The 26,515-nt window shown below is 65.1% G+C and carries 21 protein-coding genes, 1 tRNA gene and 2 rRNA genes; 12 read left to right on the plus strand and 12 right to left on the minus strand.

Going from position 1 to position 26,515, the window contains the following annotated elements:
- The 3 genes from V6M50_RS11280 to V6M50_RS11290 form a co-directional block, all read left to right on the plus strand.
- Positions 1-116: ribosomal RNA gene (locus V6M50_RS11280) — 23S ribosomal RNA — on the plus strand; the annotation flags it as partial.
- A gap of 119 nt (positions 117-235) precedes the next feature.
- Positions 236-350 (plus strand): 5S ribosomal RNA (gene rrf, locus V6M50_RS11285).
- Positions 351-481: 131 nt separating this feature from the next.
- A tRNA-Met gene (locus V6M50_RS11290) sits at positions 482-558 on the plus strand.
- Positions 559-838: 280 nt separating this feature from the next.
- Here V6M50_RS11290 and V6M50_RS11295 read toward each other — a convergent pair.
- Entirely contained in the window at positions 839-1,456 is a 618-nt protein-coding gene (locus V6M50_RS11295) for a TetR/AcrR family transcriptional regulator (protein WP_332818663.1), read from the minus strand.
- An 80-nt stretch (positions 1,457-1,536) separates the two neighbouring features.
- On the opposite strand from V6M50_RS11295, the gene V6M50_RS11300 reads away from it, so the two are divergent.
- Genes V6M50_RS11300 through V6M50_RS11310 form a run of 3 tightly spaced genes read left to right on the plus strand, consistent with a single transcriptional unit; the run spans position 1,537 to position 5,687 of the window.
- Positions 1,537-2,964, plus strand: a complete 1,428-nt coding sequence (locus tag V6M50_RS11300; protein WP_332818664.1) for an efflux transporter outer membrane subunit — start codon at positions 1,537-1,539, stop codon at positions 2,962-2,964.
- Entirely contained in the window at positions 2,964-4,127 is a 1,164-nt protein-coding gene (locus tag V6M50_RS11305) for an HlyD family secretion protein (RefSeq protein WP_443030505.1), read from the plus strand. Before V6M50_RS11300 ends, V6M50_RS11305 begins: the two co-directional genes overlap by 1 nt.
- A gap of 3 nt (positions 4,128-4,130) precedes the next feature.
- Positions 4,131-5,687 (plus strand): DHA2 family efflux MFS transporter permease subunit, encoded by a 1,557-nt coding sequence (locus V6M50_RS11310; protein ID WP_332818666.1) that lies wholly within the window; start codon positions 4,131-4,133, stop codon positions 5,685-5,687.
- Positions 5,688-5,749: 62 nt separating this feature from the next.
- On the opposite strand, the gene V6M50_RS11315 is transcribed toward V6M50_RS11310, so the two are convergent.
- On the minus strand, positions 5,750-6,172 hold the full coding sequence (locus V6M50_RS11315; RefSeq protein ID WP_332818736.1) for a VOC family protein: 423 nt from the start codon (positions 6,170-6,172) through the stop codon (positions 5,750-5,752).
- An 80-nt stretch (positions 6,173-6,252) separates the two neighbouring features.
- Between V6M50_RS11315 and V6M50_RS11320 the strand changes: the two genes are divergently transcribed.
- From V6M50_RS11320 to V6M50_RS11330, 3 genes are all read left to right on the plus strand, one after another.
- Entirely contained in the window at positions 6,253-8,127 is a 1,875-nt protein-coding gene (locus V6M50_RS11320) for an ABC-F family ATP-binding cassette domain-containing protein (RefSeq protein WP_332818667.1), read from the plus strand.
- Positions 8,128-8,310: 183 nt separating this feature from the next.
- On the plus strand, positions 8,311-9,399 hold the full coding sequence (gene hppD, locus V6M50_RS11325) for a 4-hydroxyphenylpyruvate dioxygenase (protein WP_332818668.1): 1,089 nt from the start codon (positions 8,311-8,313) through the stop codon (positions 9,397-9,399).
- Positions 9,396-9,941, plus strand: coding sequence for a VOC family protein (locus V6M50_RS11330; protein WP_332818669.1), 546 nt, complete (start codon positions 9,396-9,398; stop codon positions 9,939-9,941). Before hppD ends, V6M50_RS11330 begins: the two co-directional genes overlap by 4 nt.
- Before the next feature lie 104 nt (positions 9,942-10,045).
- Here V6M50_RS11330 and V6M50_RS11335 read toward each other — a convergent pair whose 3' ends face one another.
- Positions 10,046-10,726, minus strand: coding sequence for a YqaA family protein (locus tag V6M50_RS11335; RefSeq protein WP_332818670.1), 681 nt, complete (start codon positions 10,724-10,726; stop codon positions 10,046-10,048).
- Between the two features lie 188 nt (positions 10,727-10,914).
- Positions 10,915-11,271, minus strand: a complete 357-nt coding sequence (locus tag V6M50_RS11340) for a UrcA family protein (RefSeq protein ID WP_332818671.1) — start codon at positions 11,269-11,271, stop codon at positions 10,915-10,917.
- Between the two features lie 266 nt (positions 11,272-11,537).
- Here V6M50_RS11340 and V6M50_RS11345 point away from each other — a divergent pair, with 266 nt between their 5' ends.
- Positions 11,538-13,859 carry a BTAD domain-containing putative transcriptional regulator gene (locus V6M50_RS11345; protein ID WP_332818672.1) on the plus strand — a complete coding sequence of 774 codons (2,322 nt, stop codon included), beginning with the start codon at positions 11,538-11,540 and terminating at the stop codon, positions 13,857-13,859.
- Here the strand turns inward: V6M50_RS11345 and purH are convergent.
- Both purH and V6M50_RS11355 read right to left on the minus strand, forming a co-directional pair.
- Positions 13,831-15,423, minus strand: a complete 1,593-nt coding sequence (gene purH / locus V6M50_RS11350; protein ID WP_332818673.1) for a bifunctional phosphoribosylaminoimidazolecarboxamide formyltransferase/IMP cyclohydrolase — start codon at positions 15,421-15,423, stop codon at positions 13,831-13,833. The genes V6M50_RS11345 and purH overlap by 29 nt on opposite strands.
- A gap of 157 nt (positions 15,424-15,580) precedes the next feature.
- A complete protein-coding gene (locus tag V6M50_RS11355; protein WP_332818674.1) occupies positions 15,581-16,612 on the minus strand; it encodes a phytase in 1,032 nt (343 codons plus the stop codon).
- A 184-nt stretch (positions 16,613-16,796) separates the two neighbouring features.
- On the opposite strand from V6M50_RS11355, the gene V6M50_RS11360 reads away from it, so the two are divergent.
- Entirely contained in the window at positions 16,797-19,139 is a 2,343-nt protein-coding gene (locus tag V6M50_RS11360; RefSeq protein WP_332818675.1) for a TonB-dependent receptor plug domain-containing protein, read from the plus strand.
- 42 nt (positions 19,140-19,181) lie between these two features.
- Here the strand turns inward: V6M50_RS11360 and V6M50_RS11365 are convergent, their stop codons facing one another.
- From V6M50_RS11365 to V6M50_RS11385, 5 genes are all read right to left on the minus strand, one after another.
- Positions 19,182-20,948: a heparinase II/III family protein gene (locus V6M50_RS11365; RefSeq protein WP_332818676.1), complete on the minus strand. Its 1,767-nt coding sequence runs from the start codon at positions 20,946-20,948 to the stop codon at positions 19,182-19,184.
- A gap of 3 nt (positions 20,949-20,951) precedes the next feature.
- Positions 20,952-21,626, minus strand: coding sequence for a ribulose-phosphate 3-epimerase (gene rpe / locus V6M50_RS11370; protein WP_332818677.1), 675 nt, complete (start codon positions 21,624-21,626; stop codon positions 20,952-20,954).
- 207 nt (positions 21,627-21,833) lie between these two features.
- Positions 21,834-22,076: a hypothetical protein gene (locus V6M50_RS11375; RefSeq protein ID WP_332818678.1), complete on the minus strand. Its 243-nt coding sequence runs from the start codon at positions 22,074-22,076 to the stop codon at positions 21,834-21,836.
- 1 nt (position 22,077) lies between these two features.
- Positions 22,078-22,281: a toxin-antitoxin system HicB family antitoxin gene (locus tag V6M50_RS11380; protein WP_332818679.1), complete on the minus strand. Its 204-nt coding sequence runs from the start codon at positions 22,279-22,281 to the stop codon at positions 22,078-22,080.
- A 21-nt stretch (positions 22,282-22,302) separates the two neighbouring features.
- Positions 22,303-23,205: an SPFH domain-containing protein gene (locus V6M50_RS11385; protein WP_332818680.1), complete on the minus strand. Its 903-nt coding sequence runs from the start codon at positions 23,203-23,205 to the stop codon at positions 22,303-22,305.
- A gap of 248 nt (positions 23,206-23,453) precedes the next feature.
- On the opposite strand from V6M50_RS11385, the gene V6M50_RS11390 reads away from it, so the two are divergent.
- Positions 23,454-24,224: a class I SAM-dependent methyltransferase gene (locus V6M50_RS11390; RefSeq protein ID WP_332818681.1), complete on the plus strand. Its 771-nt coding sequence runs from the start codon at positions 23,454-23,456 to the stop codon at positions 24,222-24,224.
- Between the two features lie 52 nt (positions 24,225-24,276).
- Here the strand turns inward: V6M50_RS11390 and V6M50_RS11395 are convergent, their stop codons facing one another.
- The gene (locus V6M50_RS11395) at positions 24,277-26,385 is read right to left on the minus strand and encodes a M3 family metallopeptidase (protein WP_332818682.1); all 2,109 of its coding nucleotides are present in this window, start codon (positions 26,383-26,385) and stop codon (positions 24,277-24,279) included.
- Positions 26,386-26,515 lie beyond the last annotated feature (130 nt).

Here is a 26,515-nt window from a genome sequence, read left to right on the forward strand (position 1 = left end):
CCTCCCTCAAGATAAGATTTCTTAGAGCCGTGGAAGACCACCACGTTGATAGATCGGATGTAGAAGCGCGGTAACGCGTGGAGCTAACCGATACTAATTGCTCTATTCGCACTTAAGAGTCCCACCATCAACGACACTCCTGATGGATTGTCTGTGATACGTGGATGATTGTAGTCAGTAAAATATTGCACGGACATCGATTGAAACCCGATTTTGACCCACGCCGGCTTCATTGCTTGGTGACCATGGCGTCAGTGACCCACCCGATCCCATCTCGAACTCGGCCGTGAAACCTGACAGCGCCGATGGTACTGCTGCTTAAGCAACGGAAGAGTAGGACGTCGCCAGGCATTGTAGCCGGCGTGAGGACGAAATCGGAAAGACCCATTCACAAAGTTAGAGGCCGGCAGAAATGCCGGCCTTTTGCTGTTTTAGCGGCGCGCTCCGGTTGAAATTCGGGGCATCGTTCGCATATTGGTGGCGCGGGATGGAGCAGCCCGGTAGCTCGTCAGGCTCATAACCTGAAGGTCGTAGGTTCAAATCCTACTCCCGCAACCAACTTGATCGCAAGGCCTCCTCGGTTAACTCCGTAGGAGGCTTTTTTGTTTCTGAACAGGCGCATAGCTCCAGGGTCGACATCGGTTTGCCCCTCATCAAGGGGAGGCTGATGTCCTGCCATCCTCGAATGTCTGCTCGTTTGGAATTATGGCCAGAGGCTGTCCGTCCGCTGAACGCTTAAAAACCCAAAATTCCGGGCTCCGGGGTCCTTCTTCCACGCATCAATTCGACATCACCCGATCGACGAAAGCGCCGCAAATTTGCGGCGCTTTCGTCGTTTCTAGGCCCCGGGCCCCCATGCCCGATAGAAGGTGTCGATCGCGGCGTCGATTTCGTCGGCCACGCGGTGGTGGTCGCGGCCTTGGGGGAGGCCGAGCACGGCCTGCTGGTAGAGCCCCGACTGGCAGAGGCCGGCGAAATGATAAACCGCCTGCATCGGGTCGCCCATCCGGAGCTCGCCGCGAACCATCTTCTCCGCCACCCATTCGCCGAGGCGTGCCTTGCCGCGACGCGGACCGCGATCGTAAAAGGTTTCGGCGAGGTGCGGGAAGCGCTCGGCCTCGCCGACGACGAGGCGATAGAGCGCAAGTAGCGGCGGTGAGAGCAGCGTCGCCATCAACACCTGCGCGAAGCGGCGCAGCACCTCGGTGACGGGTTCTTCCAGCGGCAGGTCGATCTGGAGCACCTGGCCATAGCTCGCGACGATGTCGTCGACGACCGCGGCGAACAGATCCTCTTTCGACGGAAAATAGGTCCAGAGCGTTGTCTTCGATCCGCCGACCTTGCTCGCGATCGACGACATCGTCGTGCCGGCATAGCCGTTCGCGAAAAACAGCTCGCGTGCCGCATCGACAAAGGCTTTTCGCCGCATCGCCGCAGCGTCGTCCAAGGCAATCATACTATCTGGTATCATTTCGATTGACAACGCATCCTCCAAAGCTCATTGGCCCATGATACCATCTAGTATCGTTGGAAGCCATGCCCCGTTTGAATTTTGTCACAATCGCGGTTTTCGGCCTGCTTGCAGGCTGTGCGAGCGTGCCTGACGTCGGACCGAAGCCCGTTCCGGTGACCGCCGAGTCGCTGGAGACGACCGCGACCTTCGCCGTCGCGCAGGGCCAATGGCCCGCCGAGGGCTGGTGGCAGGGCTTTGGCGATCCCCAGCTCGATACGTTGATCGCCGATGGCCTGAAGGGATCGCCCGATGTCGCGATAGCCGCCGCGCGGGTGCGCGCCGCCGACGCGATGGCGCAGCAGGCGGGGGCGGCCTTGCTGCCGCGGGTCGGCGCCGAAGCCAGTGCGGGTGGCGTTCAGCAGAGCAAGAATCTGGGCATCCCGCCGCAATTCGTCCCCGACGGTATCCAGGATACCGGCCATGTCGCCGCGACCTTCTCGTTCGATCTCGATTTGTGGGGTCGCAACCGCGCGGCGCTCGCCGCCGCGACGTCCGAAGCCGAAGCGGCGCGCGTCGACGAGGCGCAGGCGCGGCTGATGCTGACGACCGGGATCGCGTCGGCCTACGCCGATCTGGCGGGCTATTACCATGCGCTCGACGTCGCCAACGAGGCGGTGCGCGTTCGTACCGCGAGCGCCGATCTGTCGGGCGAGCGCGCGCGAGCGGGTATCGAGAATCAGTCGAGCCAGCGGCAGGCCGAAAGCCGCGCCGCGTCGGCGCGCGCCGATGTCGTCGCGCTCGAAGAAGCAATCGCGACGACGCGCAACCGGCTTGCCGCGCTCGTCGGTGCCGGACCCGATCGCGGTCTGTCGATCGAACGCCCGCAGATGGCGCGCCCGGCGCTCGGCCTGCCAAGCGATGCGGGGATCGACCTGATCGGGCGGCGACCCGATGTCGTCGCGGCGCGGCTGCGTAGTGAAGCGGCGGCCAAGCGCATCGACGTCGCGCGCGCCGACTTCTATCCCAATATCAGCCTGTCGGCGCTCGTCGGTCTCCAGTCGCTCGGGCTTTCGAACCTGTTCAGCGCGGGATCCGAATATGGCAATGGCGGCGCCGCGATCAGCCTGCCGATCTTTGATGGCGGGCGGCTCCAGGGCAATTATCGTGGCGCGCGCGCTGAATATGACACGGCGGTCGCGACCTATGATCGCACGTTGATCGGCGCGTTGCGCGACGTCGCCGACATTGTCGCCAGCCGCGCCGCGACGACACGCCAACTCGTGGGGCGGCGCGAGGCGCTGACCGCCGCGGCCGAAGCCTCGAAGCTCGCCGGGCTGCGATACCGCGCCGGCCTTTCGAACCAGATCGTCCAGCTGACAGCCGAGGACAGCATGGTCGCGCTGAGCCGCGCCGTCGCCGACCTCGAGGCACGCGAACTGTCGCTCGATATTGCCCTGATCCGCGCGCTCGGCGGCGGATACCGGGCCGCCAATCCAACAGGAGACGAATGATGGCCGACGAAACGGCTGCAGCGCCAACCGACGCTCCCGAAGCCACCCCCGACACGGCAGGCGCCGAAAGCAACGGCGCGAAGCGCAACAAGCTGCTCCGCATCCTCGCGATCGTTGTGGTCACGATCGCGATCCTGTGGGGCCTCTGGTATTTCCTGACGCAGGCCGGGCGTGTTCACACGGACAATGCCTATGTCGGGGCGGATTCGGCGCAGGTGACCGCGCTCGTGTCGGGACCCGTCAAGGAAGTGCGTGTCAGCGGCACGCAGGCGGTGAAGAAGGGCGACATCCTCGTCATCCTCGACGACGCCGACCAGCGCATCGCGGTCGCCGATGCCGAAGCCGCGCTGCGGCTGGCGCGCCAACGCTATGGTCAAGCGAGCGCGACCGCCGATGCCGCCCGCGCCCGCGTCTCGGCGCGCGGTGCCGACATCACGCAGGCGCGGGCGCGGCTGCGCGACGCCAATGCGACGGTCGAGCGCGCACGCGCCGAGCTCGCGCGGCGCGAAAGCATTGCCGGCACCGGCGCCGTGTCGGGCGAAGAACTGACCTCGGCGCGTGCGGCACTCGCGTCGGCAAGCGCAGCGCGCGACCTTGCCGCCGCTGGCATCGCCTCGGCGGAAGCGACGCGTGGATCGGCGAGCGGCGATCTCGGCGCCGCCGAAGCCGTCGTGCGCGGCACGAACATCAACACCGCGCCCGATGTGGCGGCGGCCGAAGCGCGGCTGGAAAAGGCGCAGCTCGACCTTGCGCGCACCGTGCTGCGCGCGCCGGTCGACGGCATCGTCACCAACCGTCAGGTGCAGGTCGGCCAGCGGATCGCCGCAGGCGCCCCGATCATGATCCTCGTGCCCGTGGCGACCGCCTATGTCGACGCCAATTTCAAGGAAAGCCAGTTCGAGGACATCCGCATCGGCCAGCCGGTCGAACTGGTGTCGGACTATTATGGCGGCGACGTCGTCTATAGCGGCAAGGTCGTCGGCATCGCCGGCGGCACCGGCGCAGCCTTCTCGCTTATCCCGGCGCAGAATGCGACGGGCAATTGGGTGAAGGTGGTGCAGCGCCTGCCGGTGCGCATCGCGCTCGATCCGAAGCAGCTCAAGGAACACCCGCTGCGCGTCGGCTTGTCGATGGAAGCCACGATAGACACGCGCGGTCGCTGAGCCATGGCCAGCGCCGCCGCCCCCGCCCTATCCGCCAGCGCCCCGGCTGAGCCGCAGCCGCTGACCGGCGTGCGGCTGATCGTCGCCGCCTTTGCGCTCGCGCTCGCCAATTTCGTCGTGGTGCTCGACACCACGATCGCCAATGTGTCGGTGCCGCATATCGCGGGCGGGCTCGCGGTTTCGCCGACGCAGGGAACGTGGGTGATCACCAGCTACGCGGTCGCCGACGCGATCAGTGTGCCGCTCACCGGCTGGCTCGCGATGCGTTTCGGCACGGTGCGCTGGTTCATGATCTCGATCATCGGGTTCGGCATTTTCTCCTTCCTGTGCGGCGTGTCGCGCACGCTCGACGCGCTCGTGCTCTTCCGCGTGCTGCAGGGGCTCGCCGGCGGTCCGCTGATGCCGCTGTCGCAGATCCTGCTGCTGCGCATCTTCCCCAAGGAAAAGGCCGGGATCGGCCTCGCGATCTGGGCGATGACGACGACCACCGCGCCGATCCTCGGGCCGATCCTTGGCGGCACGATCAGCGACAATTGGACCTGGCCGTGGATCTTTTTCATCAACCTGCCCGTCGTCGCGATTTGCGCGTTCGGCGTCTTCACCCTGCTGACGCCGTTCGAGACCAAGCGCGCCAAGGCGCGCATCGACGTCGTCGGCCTGATCCTGCTCGTCGTGTCGGTCGGCGCGTTCCAGATCATGCTCGACACCGGGCGCGAGCATGATTGGTTCGGATCGGTGTGGATCGTCGGCCTCGCGGTCGTTTCCGCGATCAGCTTTGCCGCCTTCGTGATCTGGGAACTCACCGATGCCAATCCGGTCGTGAACCTGCGCATCTTCCGTTTCCGCGGCTTCACCTTCGCGACCATGGCGATCTCGCTCGGCTTCGGCGCCTTCTTTGCGCAGGTCGTGCTCACGCCCTTATGGCTCCAGCAGGTCGCGGGCTATACCGCGACGCAGACCGGCTTCATCGTCGCCTGGCTCGGCGTATTCGCCGTTCTCCTGTCGCCCGTCGCGGCCGGCCTGATCACCAAGGTCGACGTACGCATCACCATCTCGGGCGGCATCCTGTGGATGGCGCTGATGTCGGTCCTTCGCGCGAGCTGGAACGCCGATGTCGGCTATTGGACGCTCGCACTGCCGCATATCCTGCAGGGGATCGGCATGCCCTTCTTCTTCGTCGGGCTCACCGCGCTCGCGCTGAGTTCGGTGCCCGCGCAGCACCAGACGTCGGCGGCGGGACTGATGAGCTTCCTGCGCACGCTCTGCGGCGCGATCGGCACCGCGGTCGCGACGACCGCATGGGACGATGCCAGCCGGACCTCGCGATCCGAACTCGTATCGTCGCTCAACAATCCCGAAGCGACGATGACCTCGCTGCAAAATGCCGGGCTGACGCTCGAACAGGCGCGCGCCGCGATCGAGCGGCTGGTCGAGGTGCAGGCATCGACGCTGGGCGTGCTGCACCTCTTCCTCGCGTCGGGGGTCGTGTTCGTGATCGCCGCCATATCGGTGTGGTTCGCGCCGCGGCCGAAGCAGATTTCGATGGGCGGCGGGCACTAGAGCGTTTTCAAGTCAGGCGGGATCGCCTGACGACTCGGAAAACGCGGTAAGATAGGACTCCCCTATTTGGCGAACAATTGATCCAGGTCGGCGAACGCCTTGAACTCGAGCGCGTTGCCCGCCGGGTCGTGAAAGAACATCGTCGACTGCTCGCCCGGCTGGCCGGGAAAGCGTGTGTGCGGTTTGATCACGAACTTTGTGCCCGCCGCCTTCAGCCGATCGGCGAGCGCCTGCCATTCGGCGGGCTGCAGGACGACCCCGAAATGGGGCACCGGCACCGCATGGCCATCGACCGGATTATGCCCTGCGGCGGTGCGCGGTGTGTCGACGCGATGCGCGACGATCTGATGCCCATAAAGGTTGAAGTCGATCCAGTCGGCATCGCTGCGCCCCTCGGGGCAGCCGAGGACGGCGCCATAGAAATGGCGCGCGGCGTCGAGGTCGTCAACGGGAAAGGCGATATGGAAGGGGGCAAGACCGGTCATCTTCCCCATTTGCCGCACCCGCGTGCGGAATGCCAGTCCGGGACTTGGGCTGGCGCGCCGAACATGCTAGGCGCGCGCCCATGCTGACAATCAACGCTATCACTGTACGCCTTGGCGGGCGCGCCATCCTCGAACGCGCCACCGCGAGCCTGCCGGCAAAAAGCCGCGTCGGGCTCATCGGGCGCAATGGCGCGGGCAAATCGACGCTGATGAAAGTGATGATCGGTCAGCTCGAGGCCGATGAGGGCAGCATCGACATGCCGCGCAAGACGCGCGTCGGCTATATCGCGCAGGAAGCGCCGAGCGGGACCGCGACGCCGTTCGACACCGTGGTTGCCGCCGATACCGAGCGCGCCGAATTGCTCGCCGCATCGGAGATCGAGCAGGATCCCGACAAGCTCGGCGACATCCACGAACGGCTGATCGCGATCGACGCCTACACCGCGCCGGCGCGCGCCGCGCGCATCCTGATCGGACTCGGCTTCGACGAGGACATGCAGGGCCAGCCGCTCGACAGTTTCTCGGGCGGGTGGAAGATGCGCGTCGCGCTTGCGGCGCTGCTCTTCTCCGAACCCGACCTGTTGCTGCTCGACGAACCCTCGAACCACCTCGACCTCGAAGCGACCTTGTGGCTCGAAAATTTCCTCCGCGCCTATCCGGGCCAGCTGGTGGTGATCAGCCACGAACGCGACCTGCTCAACAATGTCGTCGACAATATCCTCCACCTCGAAGGCGGCAAGGTGACGCTCTATGCCGGCGGCTATGACGCGTTCGAGCGCCAGCGCGCCGAGCGCGCCGCGCAGCTCGCGGCGGCGAAAGCCTCGCAGGACGCGCAGCGCGCGAAGCTGCAAGACTATGTCGCGCGCAACAGCGCGCGCGCCTCGACCGCGAAGCAGGCGCAATCGCGCGCGAAGATGCTCGCCAGGATGCAGCCGATCGCTGCGCTTGCCGAAGACCAGACGCTGGCGTTCGATTTCCCGAGCCCCGACGAGTTGAAGCCGCCGCTGATCACGCTCGATCTTGCCAGCGTCGGTTACGCGGAGCGGCCGGTGCTCCAGCGGCTCAACCTGCGGATCGATCCCGACGATCGGATCGCGCTGCTCGGCCGCAACGGCAATGGCAAGACGACGCTGGCGCGGCTGCTCGCGGCGCAGTTGGCGCCGATGGCGGGCGCGATGGCGGCGTCGGGCAAGATGCGCGTCGGCTATTTCACCCAATATCAGGTCGAGGAACTCGAAGGCAGCGACACCCCGCTCGCGCATATGACGCGCGTGATGGAGGGCAAGACGCAGGGTGCGATCCGTGCCCAGCTCGGCCGCTTCGGCTTCTCGGGCAACAAGGCGGTGACGCAGGTCGCCAAGCTGTCGGGCGGCGAGAAGGCGCGGCTCGCGCTGGCGCTGATCACCCGCGATGCGCCGCACCTCCTGATCCTCGACGAACCGACCAACCACCTCGACGTCGATGCGCGCGAGGCGCTGGTGCAGGCGCTCAACGGCTTCGACGGCGCGGTGGTGCTGGTCAGCCACGACCGGCATATGCTCGAACTCACCGCCGACCGGCTCGTGCTCGTCGATGACGGCACCGCGCGCGAATATGACGGCAGCATGGACGATTATGTCGACATGATCCTTGGCAAGGGACCGGTGAAGGATCGGGTGTCGAAGGCCGACAAGAAGGAAGACCGCAAGGCCGCAGCGGCGGCGCGCGAAGCGGCGGCGAAGATCAAGAAGGATGTATCGGACGCCGAAGCCGACCTCGCCAAATATGAGGTCGTGCTCTCCGCCATCGACCGCGCGATGTTCGACCCGCAGGGTGCTGCGAGCGAATATAAGGGCCTGACGATGAGCGAGCTGTCGCAGCGGCGCGGCAAGATCGTCGCCGCACAGGAAGCCGCCGAGGCACGCTGGGTGACGGCGAGCGAAGCGCTGGAGGCGTTTGAAACCGCGGCAGCCTAAATTCGCCGGTCACTGAGTATCCGTCGCCCCCCGCGAAGGCGGGGGCCGCTGGAGGTTTACGTAGCGGCGACGTGCAAGGACGACGACGGCCCCCGCCTTCGCGGGGGCGACGGGACTCGCACATTGACTCCCGCACCCCATTCCATCATAATAGTTTCAATTGAAACTAGATGGGAATGCGACATGGCCGACTTGTTCGATAATCCGCTGGGCCTCGACGGCTTCGAATTCGTTGAATTTTCGGCGCCCGAAAAGGGTATTCTCGAGCCGGTGTTCGAAGCGATGGGCTTCGCGCTGATCGCGCGCCATCGTTCGAAGGACGTCCAGCTGTGGCGCCAGGGCGGCATCAACCTGATCGCCAATTACGAACCAAAATCGCCCGCGGCCTATTTCGCCGCCGAACACGGTCCGTCGGCATGCGGCATGGGATGGCGCGTTCGCGACGCCGCCAAGGCTTATAGCGAAGCGGTCGCGCGCGGCGCCGAGCCGGTCGAGGTCAATCCCGGCCCGATGGAGCTGCGCCTGCCCGCGATCCGCGGCATCGGCGGCTCGATCATCTATCTGATCGACCGCTACGGCGACGACCTCAGCATCTACGACATCGATTTCGTTTACGAAGAGGGCGTCGACCGCAATCCGGTCGGCGCGGGCATGCAGCTGATCGATCACCTGACGCACAATGTCTATGGCGGCCGCATGGCGCATTGGGCCGCCTTCTACGAGCGCATCGCGGGGTTCCGCGAGATCCGCTATTTCGACATCAAGGGCGAATATACCGGCCTGACCTCAAAGGCGATGACCGCCCCCGACGGCAAGATCCGCATCCCGCTCAACGAAGAAGGTGCCGGCGGCGGCGGCCAGATCGAGGAATATCTGCGCGCCTATAATGGCGAGGGGATCCAGCATATCGCGTTCAGCTGCGACGACCTTTACGCCGCGTGGGACAAGTTGAAGGCGCTCGGCAATCCCTTCGCGCCCGCACCGCCGGCGACCTATTACGAGATGCTCGCCGATCGCCTGCCCGGGCACGGCGAGCCCGTCGAGGCGCTGCAGTCGCGCGGCATCCTGCTCGACGGATCGACCGAGGATGGCGACCCGCGCCTGCTGCTCCAGATTTTCGGCCAGACCGTGATCGGCCCGGTCTTCTTCGAATTCATCCAGCGCAAGAAGGATGAAGGCTTCGGCGAGGGCAATTTCACCGCGCTGTTCAAATCGATGGAGATGGACCAGATCCGCCGCGGCGCGCTGAATGTCGAGGAACCTGCCGAATGACGAGCCCGATCAAATTGGGCGGCGTCCACCACGCCGCCTATCGCTGCAAGGACGCGAAGGAAACGGTGGGTTGGTACGAGCGCATGCTCGGCATGATCTACACGACCGCCTTTGCCGAGGATCATGTCCCGTCGACCGGCGAATATGATCCGTACATGCACGTCTTCCTCGACGCCGGAAACGGCAATATCCTTGCCTTCTTCGAGCTGCCGAACCAGCCCGAAATGGGGCGCGACACCAACACCCCGCAATGGGTGCAGCATCTCGCCTTCAAGGTCGGCAGCTTTGACGAGCTGACGCAGGCGAAGGCGCATCTGGAGGCGAACGGCGTCGATGTGCTCGGCCCGACGCATCACGGGATCTTCAAGTCGATCTATTTCTTCGACCCCAACGGCCACCGCGTCGAACTGGCATGCGACATCGGCACCGACGAGCAATATGCCGAACTGCGCCGCGTCGCGCCGCTGATGCTCGAAGAATGGAGCCAGACCAAAAAGGCCCCGCGCCACGCCGACTGGCTGCACACGGCGGCGAACGAGTAATACCTGTGAATAGTCGTCGCCCCCGCGAAGGCGGGGGCCGCTGTGGGCCTTTCGCCGCGTAAACCGACAACGGCCCCCGCCTTCGCGGGGACGACGGTTTCCCTTTACTTCCGATCGAGCCCGATGCTCTCCAGCGTCGCACCGCTGCACTTGTCGGCTTCCTTGGTCTTGCCGTCGCCCGACAGCGCGCCGATCACGAGGAAGCCCGCGACCACGGCGACCAGAAACGCGCTCGCAACCCACACCAGATATTTGTCGATGAACGCCTTGATCGGGGCGCCGAACAGCCGGAACAATATGCCGACGAGCATGAAGGAAAAGGCCCGGCTGGCAAGGCTCGCCCACAGGAAGGTCCAGAAGTTCATGTGGATGAAGCCGGCGGTGATCGTCAGCAGCTTGAACGGGATCGGTGTTGCGCCCTTGATCAGGATGATCTCGGCGCCGAATTCGCGCAGGTAGCAGGCGGCCGGCGGGAAGGCGTCGGTGAGCCCCAGCGCGCCGAGCAGCGCCAGCCCGACGCTTTCATAGAGGAAGAAACCGATCCCGTAACCGAGGATGCCGCCCATCACCGACGCGATCGTGCAGATCAGCGCGTAGCGCACCGCCTTTTTCGGATTGGCGAGGCACATCAGCCCCAGCATCGGGTGCGGCGGGATCGGAAAAAAACTCGCTTCGACGAAGGATACCAGCGCGAGCCAGAATTCGGCGTGCGGATGCGCCGATTTCTCCATCGTCCAATGATACATGCGCTGGATGAAAGACGGACGGTGGGCGGTGGCGGTCATGCTGGTCCTTGCTGCGGCGGCGTCGGCTCCTCCTATGCCGCCCGCATCCGGCCAAGTCGAGCCGAAGTCTTTCGGACCATCAAATGAAACGCCGGAGCCGTTCGAGAACGGCTCCGGCGTTGCTCCCACCGAAGTCGGAGCAAGGGACATCGCTGACGCCCCGGCCGCAGCCGGGGGGATACAGGCGGTCAGGGCCGCGAGATGGCGATGACGCTGGCTGCGGCGAGCATGGTGCCCGACTGGCGCGCGGCCAGGACTTCGCGGCCCGCTTCGCGCCCTTTGGAAAGGGCGGACCGGAAGCAGCGGTTGGTGGCATTTTCGCGAACCAGCGTTTCCTGTTCTGGACGCACGTCGCACACCGTCCGCGCCGCAGCGCGCAGGCGGCCGTCGAACCGCGCCCAGCCGTTTTCGGTGTTGAGGTTGAGATCAGCAAAACTGACCGTGACCGACTCGGTTTCACCTCGCGGCGCGGTTGAGACGATGGGTTGCGCCAGCGCGGGTGCCGCCGCGAGCAACAGGACGGGGAAACAGACAAGGACTTTCATGGGCTTTCTCCCTTTCGGCCCACGCGCCGACCGGAATGGACGGCTGGGAGCGAAAAGAGACATGCCGGTACGCCATGCTGAAAGCCGTTAGAGCTGCGTCAATCCTGTATTAAAAATGCGTGAAATACCAATATTGTGAAATTTTACGTTCGGTCGCTCGTCAAAATGATGGTATTCAGCCGCCGGGGAAAATCATAAGGGCGCCGATCCCCCATCGAGGAGGCTGCGCCGTGCCTGCAATGTTCGTTGACCGCTCACCGGGATTCATGAGACATGCGCCGACCCTGCGGCTGCTCGGCGACTTTGCCGTCGATCCGCCGGCTCTTGCGCCGCACGGCCGAAAGGCCCGCGCGCTGCTCGCCCGCCTCGTGCTGGCCGACGGCCCGCTCGCCCGCGACCGGCTGAGCGCGCTGTTATGGAGCCACCGCGCCGACTCGCAGGCGCACGCCAGCCTGCGCCAGTGCCTGGTCGAGTTGAAGTCCTGGACGCGGGCGTCGCCGCCCCTCGTCCGGGCCGATCGCGATACGGTGGCGATCGACCATGGTCATGTCGCCGACGATATTTCGCTTCTCCGCACGGCCTGCATGGCTGGCGATCCAGACGCGGCGCTGCGCTGGCTCCCTGGCGAAGACATTGGCCTGCTCGCCGATCTCGACGGTGTCGACGAGGCGTGGGACGACTGGCTCGCGGTTGAACGGGCACGTCAGGGCGATTCGATCGTCCGCGATGTGCTGGCGATGGCGGACCGGTTGCTCGATGCGGGCGACCTCGATGCGGCGCTGGCGGTTGCCGACCGGATTACGCGTTTTGACCCTTGCAGCGAACATGCTGCGCGGCTGGTGATGCGCGCGCGCTGGCAAGCGGGCGATAGCGACGGCGTCCGCCATGCCTGGCAGCGGATCGAGGATGCGTTGGGGCGCGGACTCGACGGGACGCCGTCGCCGGAATCGCGCGCCCTCTATCGTGACCTCATGGCCAAGCGGCCGACACCGACCGCATTCGGGGTAGCTGGCGCTCGATCCCCCGCGACTGCAAAGCGGATGCAGAAACCGGCGGTGCGCCGGATTGCTGCATTGGCGGTGATCGTTGCGACCCTCGGCCTTGCTGGCGCTGACGCGCCGCGAGGCGGATCGAGCGCCGCCGTTCCCGTAACATCGGTGGTGCGGATCGAGCCGATCGTGTCGCACGGCAATGGCGCGCCCGAATCGCGGTTCGCCGACGCGCTCGCCGGGGATTTCGCCCGTCTTGCGGGGGCCTTCGGCGGTGGCGTCCGGGTTCTCGATGGCAAGACGGCCGGTGACGAGGATGATTTCATCGTGCGGGTGTCGATCGAGCGCGATGGGGATGCGCTGGTCAGCGAATCGCGCGTCGTCGACGCCTTGAGCGGTTCCATCCTGTGGTCGAACCGCCTTTCGGGTGCAGCCGGCGACGTTGCGCGGTTGCGCGAACGCACGGCGGTGTCTGTCGCGGGCATCGTCGATTGCGCGCTGACGCTCAACGGCCCGGATCGCAAGCTCGCCGCCGACGCGGACCGGCGTACACTGGTATTCGCCATCTGCGACGCTGACAGCCGGAACAGTGGCGCGCGCGCCGGTGAACTTCTGGACCAGATGGCACAACGCTGGCCGCGCGATGCTGCGGTCCTTGGCCAGTCCGCACTGTTCCGCGCGAAACATATCTGGGAAGCGCGCGACCCGGTTGCTCAGGAACGGCAACGTCAGCAGGCCATTCGCGCGGCGCGGCGCGCGCTCGCTGTCGATCCCGACAACGCGCCCGCCTTGGTGGCCTTGTCGCTGACGGGCAGGGGCGAACTATATATGGTCGACGCGCTGCCGACGCTCGAACGCGCGCTTGTCCTCGATCCGGATTTGCCTGCGGCGCTGATGACGAACGCAACCGGTCTTTTCCAGGCCGGCTTCGTCAATGCCAGCGTCGATCCAGCGATGCGGGCGGAGCGGGCCGACCCGACCTCGATCTTCAAGGCGCTTGCGGTGGTGCGGCGGCTCGCGGCTGCAGGACGGCTGCGCGAAGCGTCGGGTCGCCTTGCCGAGATAGAGGCGATCTGGCCTTCGCATCCCGAACTCGCCGAACATCGTCAGCGCTTGGCTGTGGAAATGGGCCGACGCGAAGCCGCGGCGATCTATGCCGGGGCGAGTGCGGAGGAACGGCAGGAGCTCCAGATGCTACTGCTGCGACAGGTCGCCGATCCGGGTCGCGAGGCGCCCGAGATTGCGGCCGTCGCCGAAGCCGAGGTCAAGGAAGCTCCGCCGGTCGCCTATCAACTGGCGGCTCATTATGCGCGGGTGGGCGATATGCCCAAAGCGCTTGCCTGGCTCGATCGCGCGCCGGTGCGCGCCACCGACGGCCAGTGGTCGCTGCTCTACTGGCCGTCGGTCGCACCCTTGCGGCGTGAACCCCGCTTTTTTGCCAAGATGGCGCGGCTCGGGCTCGTCGACTATTGGCGGCGCCATGACCGCTGGCCCGACTTCTGTCACGAACCGGGCCTGCGCTATGACTGCCGGACCGAGACGGTGCGGCTTGCGCGCGCCGGGCGTGCCGTCAGTGGCGGAAATGCCGCATCCCGGTGAACACCATCGCGAGCCCCGCTTCGTTCGCCGCCGCGATTACCTCGTCGTCGCGGATCGATCCGCCCGGCTGGATCACGCAGGTCGCGCCGGCCTCGACTGCCGCCAGCAGGCCGTCGGCGAAGGGGAAGAAGGCGTCGCTCGCGACCGCGCTGCCGACGGTGCGGGCTTCGGCCCAGCCGTGGCTCTCGGCGGCTTCGCGCGCCTTCACGGCGGCGATACGCGCGCTGTCGCGGCGGTTCATCTGCCCCGCGCCGATGCCCGCGGTCGACCCGCCCTTGGCATAGACGATCGCGTTCGATTTCACATGCTTGGCGATCGTCCAGGCGAACAGCGCGTCGGCGAGTTCTTCGTCGGTGGGGGCGCGGTCGGTCACGACCTTCAGGTCGGCGCGGGTGATGCGGCCATTGTCGCGGCTCTGCGCGAGCCAGCCGCCGGCGATCGTCTTCATCACCAGCCCGCCGCGCGCCGGATCGGGCAGTTCGCCGGTGAGCAGCAGGCGGAGATTCTTCTTCTTTGCAAACACCGCGCGCGCGTCGGCGTCGGCGTCGGGAGCGCAGACGACTTCGGTGAAAATGCCGCTGATCGCTTCCGCCGTCGGCCCGTCGAGCGGCCGGTTGACCGCGATGATGCCGCCGAACGCCGAGACATCGTCGCACTTCAGCGCCGCGTCATAGGCTTCGGCGATCGTCGCCGCGGTCGCGACGCCGCAGGGGTTCGCGTGCTTGACGATGACGCAGGTCGGATCGGCCTCGCGGAATTCGGCGACCAGTTCGAGCGCGGCATCGGCGTCGTTGATATTGTTGTAGCTGAGTTCCTTGCCCTGGACCTGCTCGGCTTGCGCGATGCCGCGCGCGGCAGGGCCGACGGGCAGGTAGAGCGCCGCCTTCTGGTGCGGATTCTCGCCATACCGCAGCTCGGCTGACAGCTTGGTCGTCAGCGGCAGCGTGTCGGGGAAGAATTTGCCCTGGTCGGCAAAGGCGAACCACTGCGCGATCATGCTGTCGTAGGTCGCGGTGTGCGCGAAGGCGGTCGCGGCGAGCCGCTTGCGCAGCGCCAGCGTGGTAGCGCCGCCATTGGCGTCCATTTCTGCGATCACCGCGGCATAATCCTCGGGCTCGGTCACGATGCCGACAAAGGCGTGGTTCTTCGCCGACGAGCGCACCATCGCGGGGCCGCCGATGTCGATATTCTCGATGATCGTGTCGCGGTCGGCGCCGCTCATCACCGTCTGCAGGAAGGGGTAGAGGTTGACGACGACCAGGTCGATCGCGCCGATGCCGTGCGCTTCCATCGCCGCGACATGCGCCGCGTCATCGCGCACCGCGAGGATGCCGCCGTGCACGGTCGGGTGCAGCGTCTTGACGCGGCCGTCCATCATTTCGGGAAAGCCCGTGAGATCTGACACGTCGAGGACCGTGTGTCCCGCTTCGCGCAGCGCCTTCGCTGTGCCGCCGGTCGACACGAGTTCGACCCCGTGGCGGACGAGTGCAGCGGCAAGCTCGGCGAGCCCCGCCTTGTCGCTGACGGACAAAAGGGCGCGGCGGGCGGGAATCAGGTCGGTCATGGGGGAGGGCCTCGGCTGGCGATGGGATGACGCGGCCCCCCTAGGCGTGTCCCTCCACAAGAGCAAGTATACGTCGCCCCCGCGAAGGCGGGGGCCACTATCGGCCTTGCGCAAGGCCGATAGTGGCCCCCGCCTTCGCGGGGCGACGATTATTTTCTTAGAGCCCCAGCGCCGCCGCGATCTGGTCCCAGCGCACCAGCTTGAAATTCTGCGCCTTGGGGGCATTGTCGCCGTCCTGCGCAAGGAAGAGGCCGTCGGGATAGGCCGGGCCGAAATTGCCCGCGACGGCTTCGATGCCATCGGTTTCGCTCGTCGCGCCAAACGCGCCGGCGGCAACCGCAAAGCGCCCGACATAGTCCATCGAAGGCAGCTTGAAGACCGCATAGGCATTGTCGCCCTGGCTCGACACGAGCAGGTAGCGCTGGCCCTTGTGATCGATCGTCGCAAGGCCCTCGACGTCGGCAACGAGCCGCTGGTTGTCGACCGGCGCGACCATGCGCGCAGCGGCCGTCCTGCCGTTCGGCTTGAGTTCCCAGACGCCGGCGTCTTCCTCGCCGACATACAGTGTATCGCCGTCGAAGACGCAGCCTTCGGACTGGGTCGGGATCTTATGTTCCCATTGGGTTGCAAAACTCGGCGCGGTGCCGTCGGCAATGGTCAATGTGCCGACGCGGACCGTGCCGTCCTTGACGATCAGCGCGGCTGTGAGCGGCGCGCCGGGCGCGGTCTTTTTGAGACACAGGCCATAGGCCTCGCCCGTTCCGGCGGCGGCACGGCCGAGTGCGACGATCGCGGGCTTGTCGGCATCGAGGCGGAAAACCGCGAGGTGGGCGTTGACCCCGTCGTTGCGATCGCTCGCGACGATGATGTTGCCCGCGACATCGACATTATTGACCAGCCCGGCCTGAGTGAAGGCGATGTCCTTGCCGGCCAGGTCATAGACATGAAGCCCCGCCTTCTTGTCGGTCGCGACGATCAGCGCACGGTTCGGATTGGCGGGGTCGATCCAGATCGCCGGATCGTCTGCGGCATCGGCGCGGCCGGTCCCGACGGGCGCGGTTTCGCCGCTCGCTGTGACGGGGACTGGGGGCAAGCCGCTGATGACGGGCGCCGCTTGGCCGGCGCATCCGGCGAGTGTGGATATAAAAGCAAGCGAAGTCAGCAGCTTCCATTTGCCGATCGCGGCCATGACGATTTCCCCCGTTTCGATTGCGCAAAAGCGCGGCTGGCGCGCCCCGTCCCAGCAAAGTGAAGCAACGTCAATCCTACAATATTTCCGTAACTTAACTGTCACTGAATCGCCATATGGCTCGCCCCAAACTGTCACATGACCCCCTTAGAGGCCCGGCAACCACAAAGGGGGGTCTAACACCATGATTCGAACTTTCAGCCTGCATTCCGCCGCCGCTTTCGCCCTTGCCGCGGCGCTTGCCGCCGCCCCCGCCGCCGCGCAGGAAGCGCCGATCCAGAATGAGGACGGCACCATCACCACCTCGCGCGACATCGTCGTCCTCGGCAGCATCGGCTATCGCAATCGCAGCGAGGATCAGGCCGAGCCCGTCGTGAGCTACGACAGCGAATTCTTCCAGCGCTTCGAGCCGCTGACCGCTGGCGACGCGCTGAAGCGTGTGCCGTCGGTGACCTTTCTGTCGGACGTCATCGAAAGCGACGGCGCGCGTCTCCGTGGCCTGCCCCCCGGCTATACGCAGATCCTGATCAACGGCGAAAAGGTGCCGGGATCGAACGCCGACCGCAGTTTCTTTCTCGATCGTATCCCCGCCGAACTGATCGAGCGCGTCGAGATCGTCCGCTCCTCGTCGGCGCGGCGCACCGGCGACGCGGTCGCGGGCACGATCAACATCCGCCTGCGCGACGGCTATGAGCTCGACGGCGGCTATCTGCGCGCCGGCGGCCTCTATTATGACGACAAGGAACTCGAACCCAGCGTCGGCGGCGTCATCGGCGGTGCGCTTGGACCCGGGCGCTTCCTGATCGGGGGCAATTTCCAGGGCCGTCACAATCCGAAGAAGAAATATTCGCTGCGCTACAGCGATTCGCCGGAGAATAATCCCGACTTTGCGACCGACGATTTCGACAATCGCGAGGACCAGACCGACACGCGCGACGGCAAGGATTATTCGTTCAACGCAACCTATGACATCAAGGGCGATACCACCGATTTCTCGATCAACGGCTTTTATGTCCACACCGATCGCACCGAAACCGAGCGCAGCTTCGAATATAATCACCCGACGAACATCAACGGGCCGATCCGCGCGACGCCGCCGGGCAATCTGACCGTCGACAATGCCAATGTCGCGAAAATCAATCAGGACAATTACAGCGTCAACGGCAAGCTCGCGCATCGCTGGTCGGCGGGGCAGACGAGCCTGAAAATCGGCTACGCCTGGTTCGACGAAGACCGGTTCGAGACCGAATATGAAGTCGAGTTCGACCGCGCCTTGCCGCGTTTCACCGGCGACCAGACGCGCACCGGCATTACCGACAAGGAATTTTCGGTGCGGCTCGAGCATGAGGTCGAGCTGGGCGAAACCGCGAAACTCGTATTCGGCGGCTTGTGGCAGGACAAGGATCGCGACACGTCGATCACGGCGCCGCCGCGCGATCGGTATAACCTGACCGCCGCCAACCGTCAGGGCTATGATCAGTTTTCGCGAAACCCGACCGAGTTCGCCCGCACCTTCGGTGCCTTTGTGCCGGGGCCGGGCGGGCTCAACACGATCGAGGAAAAGCGGCTCGACGGCTTTGTGCTGGTCGAGGGCGACATGCCCGGTGTGAAGTGGGAAGCGGGCGTGCGTTATGAAACGACCGACCTCACCATCGACGATCTCACCGTGCCCGCGGCGTTGCAGCGCACGACCAATGATTATGAAAAGCTGCTGCCTTCGGCCTCGATCAAGATCGACGTCGGCGCGCGCGGCCGCATCACCGCATCGGCCGCCCGGACGAGCCGCCGGCCCGAGTTCAACTATCTGTCGCCCGCGACGCTTGTGGCGGAACTCGGTGACAATAATCTGGTCGGCAACCCGCTGCTCGACCCGGAAACTGCGTGGGGTGTGGATGTCGGCTATGAACAGCGCCTCGGCCGTTCGGGTATCGCGGGGATCAACGTCTTCTATCGCAAGGTCAACGATCTGATCGAGTTGACCAACCTTGGCGCAATTCCGGGCAGTTCCACGACGTTCCTGTACCAGCCGCAGAATATCGGTGACGGCAAGGTTTGGGGCGTCGAGTTCGACCTGTCGACCGACCTCGGCTTCATCGGCCTGCCCGACACCGGCGTCTTCGGCAACGTCTCGTGGCTCGACAGCAAGATCATCGACGAGTTTGGCAAGCGTCGCTTCAACGGCCAGAGCGACTATGTCTATAACTTCGGGCTGATCCAGGACATTCCTTCGGTCGGTGCGGCTTTCGGCGCGACCTATCGTAAGCAGGGCGGGGCGTTCGACCGTACCGTCGGCGAGGAAGTCTTCACCACCTATGGCGCCGATCTCGAAGTCTTCGTCGAAAAGCGTTTCGGCAAGAGTTTCACGATCCGCGCGGTGGGCTCGAACCTGCTCAACGGCGCGAAGCGCGAAATCTTCAACAAGTTCAACACGATCGGTGAACAGGCCGCCCGCGATTTCGATGAATATGAGCTTGAAAGCGAAAAGGCAGGCCCCGTCTTCCAGCTGATGGCGCGTTACGCCTTTTAACGCGCTGGGTTGCGGCGGCGGGCAGTCCCTGGCCCGCCGCCGTCAGCCGATATGTTTGAAGATCCAGCCGATGCTGGCGCCGCCCGCGGGCGCGGTGCCGGTGACGACAAGCTGCTCGGTGGGATGCGGCCGGCCTTCGCCGTCGACCCACAGGCTTTCCTCGACCTCCAGCGCGCCTTCCGATGTGCGGAACTGCCACAAGGGACCGCCGTTGATGCGGAGCAGCGCGCCAAGCTTGTCCGCGGTCAGGCTGGCGGAGATCGCGGGGCCGAGGTGGAAACGTATCGCAAAGCCCTTGTCGCCCTTGCGACGCGTGCGCGGGGCGGGAAGCAGCATATCCTCGCCGCGCAGTTCGCGGCCGTTGGGCGACAGGATTAGCAGCCGGCGATGGATCAGGCCGTGGCGCCGCGCATAGCCGTCATGGCTCATCTCGAGCCGGCTGCCCTGCGGGGTCTCGCGCCGGTCGAGCTCGACCTCGGTCACGCCCTTGCCCAGCGATCCGTTGGCGAGGATCGCGGTCGAATTGCTGTCGGCGAGGATCAGCGTCGAATGCGCGGCGGTGGTGCGCAGCCCGCGCGCAAGGTCGGCGGGGATCGTCGCGCCGGTCAGCGCCGCCCCGCCGCAATTGACGACGATACGCTCGGCGCCGTCGCTGAGTTCGAACGCCAGCGTCGACGCACACCCCGCTTCGGTCACCCGCGCGATCGGCGGAGGCGCGGCGTCGGCGAGCAGCACGACCTTGTTCGCGACGAGCCGCTGATACCCCCAGTCGCGCGCCTGCTTCAGCGGCCGCGTGCGCACGCCGCTCGCGTCGACGATCGCCTGCACATAAGCGGCCGACGTCGCGCCGCTGCCCTGCCAGCTGCCCATGCCGCCGTCGCTGTGGAGTAGCCCGAGCAGTGCGGGGACCGCGCGCGCGAGCACTTCCTGCACGAAGGGCGGCACCTCCATGCGGCGCATGTCATAGGTTTTGACGAGCATCGACAGCGCCATGATCGCGTCGAGCTGCGCCTGCGGCGAGCGCGAGATATTGCCGCCGTCGGCGTAGAAGCTGGTTTCGAGCACCTTGCGCAGCCCGGCCTCGCCGAACACCTGTCGCGGTTCGCCGCCGGGCATCAGCAGCGACGCCGCGACGATGCCGACCCATGCAACCATCTGGCCGGTGCCCGGCCGCGTCTTGTCGGCGACGCGGTCGAGATGGCGCGCCGCGCGCGCGAGATGGTTGAGCACCGCCGAACGATAGACGAGGTCGCTCGACGAGAGGATCAGCGGGGCGTGCGCGGCCCAGAACAGGATGCGCCACGCCGTATTGTCGGCCTTCCACGCGGGCTCGCTCACCGTCTCGCCGTGGGTGCCGAGCCAGTGACGAACGACGGCCTCGGCGATCGGCGTCCCGTCGGCGCGCGAACCGGTGGCTGCAAGATCGCGCAGCCAGGCGAAGCTGTGAAGATAATCGGCAAAGGTGGGCGCAACCTCGAGCGCGGCGAAATCGAGATCGCCGAGCGACAGCTTGAGCCCGCGGTGCAGGAAATGACCGGCGCGGATCGCGGTGCCGGCGCGCGCGTCGCCCGGCACCGGGTCGGTCGGCACACCGAGCAGCTTCAGCGGGAAGCGGCCTTTGAGCCGCAGCGCGTGGAGCGGCGTGCGCCAGGTCAGCCGGGTGATATGGTTGGCGATGCGATCGCCGAGCGACAGCCCCTTGTCGGCGGGCAGGCGGATCAGGCGCTTGCCGGGCTCGATCGTGTCGTCGATGGCGTCGGCGGCGCCCTCCGGGTCATCGTCTGCTGGAGCGGTCACCGGTCTTGTCATCGATCAAGCGCCGCCGCGCAGCCGCCGGATATTGTCGGCGTAAGCGTCGGGGCCGCCCTTGAAGGTCGCGGTGCCCGCAACCAGCACGTCGGCGCCCGCGGCGATCGCGAGCGGGGCGGTGCCCGCGTCGATGCCGCCGTCGACCTCCAGCCTGATGTCGCGGCCGGTTTTGTCGATCATCTTCCGGACCGCTTCGATCTTGCGCAGCTGGCTCGAAATGAAGCTCTGGCCGCCGAAGCCGGGATTGACGCTCATGATGAGGACAAGGTCGATGTCGTCGATCAGATAGTCGAGCATCTTCGCCGGGGTCGCGGGGTTCAGCGACACGCCCGCCTGCTTGCCCAGCGACTTGATGTGCTGGACCGTGCGGTGGATGTGCGGCCCCGCTTCGGGATGGACGGTGATGATGTCGGCGCCCGCCGCGGCAAAGGCGTCGAGAAAATGGTCGACCGGCGAGATCATCAGATGGACGTCGAAGGGCAGCGTCGAATGCGGGCGCAGCGCCTTCACCACCGCCGGACCGATCGTCAGATTGGGGACATAATGGCCGTCCATGACGTCGATATGGACCCAGTCGGCGCCCGCGGCCTCGATCGCGCGCACTTCCTCGCCGAGGCGTGCGAAATCGGCGCTGAGGATCGAGGGGGCAATGCGGACAGAGGACGGTGCGGCGGTCATGGACCGGCCTTAACCATCAAGCGAGTCGGGGGCAAGCGGGGTGGGCGCGCTATCTACGCCTCATGGCAATTTATCAACTGCCGCATCCCCGAGCGAAGACGAGGGGCTCGTTCGAGCGAAGTGAGAACCAGCAGCGCCGCTGCCTCGGCTTCGCTCGGCATAGCCCCTCGTCTTCGCTCGGGGATGCGGAGTGTTGGAAACGCCCTGCTATCGCCAGCGCCAGCCGCCCTCGGTCTTGGCGCGATAGATCGGCAGCGGGGCGAGGCCCGCGAGCACAACGAGGATGGTCATCAGGACGGGCCGATCCCGGAACAGATAGGCGAAGCCGGTGATCATCGCGACGTGGAGCGCCATGAAGAACCAGCCTTCCCAGACGAAAGGCAGGCCGGTGCCATAGCCGTGGCGCTTGGCGCGAAACCATGGGGTCTTCCGCATGAACAGGTGAAGCATATCAACCTTCCTCTTTCGGCGGCCGGCCGCGCCTGGCGCGGGCCGGCGGTTTGACGGTCATGCCGCGCCGCGCCAGCGCCTCGCGCAGCAGCACCTCGATCTCGGCATTGGCGCTGCGCAAGTCGGCGGCCGCCATCCGCTCGACCGCCGCGTAGAGCGCGGGATCGAGGCGGAGGGCAAAGGCTTTCTTGGCGGACGCGGGCATGGTCGGTCTCGGCGGGCCGGCTCAGTAGAGCGAGCCGGCATTGACCACGGGCTGCGTGTCGCGTTCGCCGCACAGCACGACCATCAGGTTCGACACCATCGCCGCCTTGCGCTCGTCGTCGAGCTCGACGACGCCCTTTTCGGACAGCAGGTTGAGCGCCATCTCGACCATCGTCACCGCGCCCTCGACCAGTTTCTTGCGCGCCGAAATGACCGCCTCGGCCTGCTGGCGGCGAAGCATCGCCCCGGCGATTTCCTGCGCATAGGCCAGATGGGTGAGGCCACATTCGTCGACGGTGATCCCCGCGACGCTCAGCCGCTCGATCAGCGCCTTGCGCAGTTCGACGCCAACCTCGTCGTGGTTGCCGCGCAGCGTGACCTCCTGATGCTCGATATCGTCATAGGGATAGCGCGAGCCGATCGAGCGCACCGCGGCCTCGATCTGCGCCATCACGAATTCCTTGTAATCGTCGACGTCGAACAAAGCCTGTGCGGTGTCGGTGACGCGCCACACGACTTGTGCCGCCATCTCGATCGGGTTGCCGCGCAGATCGTTGACCTTGATCTTGTCCGAAATCACATTGTTTGCGCGCACCGCGATCTTCTTGCGCGAAAGCCAGGGCAGGACCCAGCGCAGCCCACTTTCGCGGTCGGTGCCCTTATACGCACCGAACAGCTGGATCGCGGCGGCTTCGTTCGGATTGATGAGATAGAAGCCGCAGAGGATCAGCAGGCCGACGATCGCCGAGGCGACAACGACGATCCATTTCCACGCGACCATATATTCGGCGTTGGCGTTGGTGATCCCCGCCCAGACGGCGACGCCCAGCAACAGCAACCAGATGAACAGCATCAGATAGCCGCTCTGCGTATTCGCGCGTGTCTCCCGGCTGCGGTTCAGCGCGGGTGTTCCTCCATCGACCATGTTGCCCTCCGAATCATTCGATATAAAGATGATATCATATTTATATCGAATCGGGCGAAGGTCAATCGGGATTCGAGCGAACGGACGCGTTGGGACAAGCGCAACTGGCGGAAGTTGGGCTCGATCGTGTTTAGACCGGGATGTGTGGCAATCGGTGTGGTTGCCCATAGCGGCTGGCTCCGGCAGCATCGAAGCATACTCAAGTTCGGACTTCCACAACTGACGCGCTCACGCGCGAAGGAGAACAGATGCTCCAGGGCAAAAAACTGGTTCAATCCATGTTTGCGCGTAGCGGCTACAGGATTGTAAGGTCAGAATCTGATCTGCAGTATCGGCCAACCACAGCCGACGCGCGCAACTCGGCCAGCTTGCTCCATGAGATACTTCCGGTGATACAGCGCAATGCGCTGACCGGAGAATGGCCGACGCCAGCATTTCTTGAGGACTACTTCAATGCCAGCCGCCTTGCGATGGCTCGCCTTCTGCTCGATCAATGCGATGCCGAAGGCGTCGAAATCGCGGGCAAGCGTGTTCTGGACATCGGGTGCCACGCAGGGTGCCTCCTGCGCCTCCTGCGCGCAAGATACCCGGAAACCTCCCTCTTCGGATGCGACATCAGCGATGTGAAGCTCGCGATGGCCAAACGGGCCTGCCCTGACGCCGAACTGTTCTTCAGCGCGCTCTCGGACCTTCCCGAGACATCGCGCTACGACGTGGTGTTTCTGATGGAAGTGCTGGAGCACACGGTCGATCCCGAAGCGGTTGTCCGGCGTCTGCTCGATATTGTGTCAGCCGGCGGCACGCTCGTATTGACGGTTCCCGATGGGCGGAAGGATCAATTCCCCGCCAAGGAGTATCATGCGGAGTTTGATTCCTACGCGGGCCACATCAACTTCTGGAGTCCGGAAAGCTGGAACTATTTCCTTATGCGGACCGCTCCTGAGTGGAAACTCCGTACAGGAACACTGTCGACTGGACATTTGTTCGCAGCACTGAGCATGAAAAATAGAGCGGTCTAAGATAAACAAAGGGGGCGAAACCGCCCCCTTTGCCTCCCCGGTTCTATTCGCCCTATTCGGTTGGAAAACCGCGCTTTTTCAGCAGCGCCTTCACGTCGGGATCGCGGCCGCGGAAGGCGCGGTACGCCTCGGCGCGGTCGGTTTCGTTGCCCGTCATCAGCAGGATGGTGCGGAACTTGTCGGCAACCGTGCGGTCCCACGGGCCGCCGGCTTCGGTGAACGCCGCCCAGGTGTCGGCGTCCATCGTTTCCGACCACAGATAGCTGTAATAGCCCGCCGAATAGGCGTCGCTGCTGAACAAATGGCCGAACTGCGGCAGGCGGTGGCGCATGACGATTTCCTTCGGCATGCCCATTTCGGCCAGCGTTTCGCGCTCGAACTTGTCGACGTCGGCCACCGGCACCTTGCGGTCGTGGATCTTCATGTCGACGATCGCGCTCGACAGATATTCGACCGTCTCGAAACCCTGGTTGAACTTGTTCGATGCGAGGATCTTGTCGACCAGCGCCTGCGGCATCGGTTCGCCCGTCTTGGTGTGCGTCGCATATTTCGACAGCACTTCGGGGGTCATCAGCCAATTCTCGTTCACCTGGCTCGGATATTCGACGAAGTCGCGCGGCACCCCGGCGAGCGCCGGATAGTTGATGTGCTGGAGCAGATAATGGATGCCGTGGCCGAATTCGTGGAACAAGGTCGTCGCATCGTCGAGGCTGATCAGCGTCGGCTCGCCCTTTGCGGCTTCGGTGAAATTATTATTGTTCGACGCGAGCACATTGCGTTCGCCGCCCAGCGTCTGCTGGCTGCGATAGGTGGTCATCCATGCGCCCGAACGTTTGCCGTCGCGCGCGAAATTGTCGAGATAGATCAACCCGACATTCTCGTTGGTCTTGAGGTTATAGACCTCGAAGGTTTTGACCTTGGGATCGAAGACGGGGACGGTGCCGGTGTTCTCGCGGAAACCGAGATCATAGAGCTGGCCCGCCGACCAGAACATCGCCTGGGTCAGCTTGTCGAGCTGGAGGTACGGCTTCACTTCGCTTTCATCGAGGTCGTATTTCTGCTTCCGCACCTTCTCCGAATAGAAGCGATAGTCCCACGGCTCGATCGTCAGCTTCGGACCCTTGCCGGCCTTTGCGTCCTGGTCGGCGATTGCCTGCATGTCGGCGACCTCTTCCTTCGCGCGCGCAACCGCGGCGGGCCAGACTTTCATCATCAGGCCCATCGCATTTTCAGGCGTCTTCGCCATCGTGTCGGCCATGCGGTAATTGGCGTGGGTTGGGAAGCCGAGCAGCTCGGCGCGCTGCTGGCGCAGCTTCAGGATTTCGGCGATCGTCGCGTTGGTGTCGTTGGCATCACCATTGTCGCCGCGGCCGACAAAGGCCTTCCAGACCTTTTCGCGCAAGCTCCGGTTGGTGGCGTTCTGCAGCACCGGCTGCGCCGACGAGCGCGTGTTCTTGATCGCCCACTGGCCGGGTTTGCCGTTCGCTTCGGCGGCCGAGGCCAGCGAGGCGACGAAACCGGGTTCGAGCCCGGCAAGCTCGGCCTTGTCGGTGACGAAGGTATAGAGCTTCTCGTCGCCGAGCAGCTTCGACGAGAAGCCCGAGAACAGGCCCTCGAGCTTGGCGTTCATCTCGACCAGCTTCGCCTTGTCGGTCGGCGACAGATTGGCGCCGTCGCGCACCATCTCGTCATAGCTGCGCTCGACGATGCGGATCTGCTGGGCATTGAGGCCGCTGTCTTTGCGCTTGTCATACACCGCCTTGTACCGCGCAAAGAGCTTGGGCTCGAGGAACAGCTCGGTGTAGAAGGTGGAGATTTTGGGGCTCCACTCGGCATCGATGTCCTCGACGCGGTCGTTCGACTTGTTCGACGACTGCACCCCCCACAGCGCGAACAGCCGGTCGGCGGTGTCGCCCGCCAGCATCATCGGGACATGGGTGTTTTCGAAGGTCGGGACTTGCGGATTGTCGATCACCGCCTGCACCTCGGCCCTGGTCTCGGCCATCGCCTTGGCAAAGGCGTCGGGGAACAGTTCGGGATCCATCTTGTCCCACGGCGGCACCCCTTCGAACGGGCCGGTCCATGGCGCGAGCATCGGGTTTTCGCCCGCGGGGGCGGTGGCGGCGGGGGGGACGATCGGTTCGGCGGCGGTAACAGTCATCTGGCTATAACCCACAATCATCGCGGTGGATGCAAGCATCATCGCCAAAGGGCGAACAAGCTGGCGGCGGGCAAAAGGGTGCGCGTGGCGCGGCATCGGCATAACTCCCCGGAAGAAAAGGTTTCGGGCG

Source organism: Sphingopyxis sp. (assembly GCF_036675685.1).
Classification (GTDB): domain Bacteria; phylum Pseudomonadota; class Alphaproteobacteria; order Sphingomonadales; family Sphingomonadaceae; genus Sphingopyxis.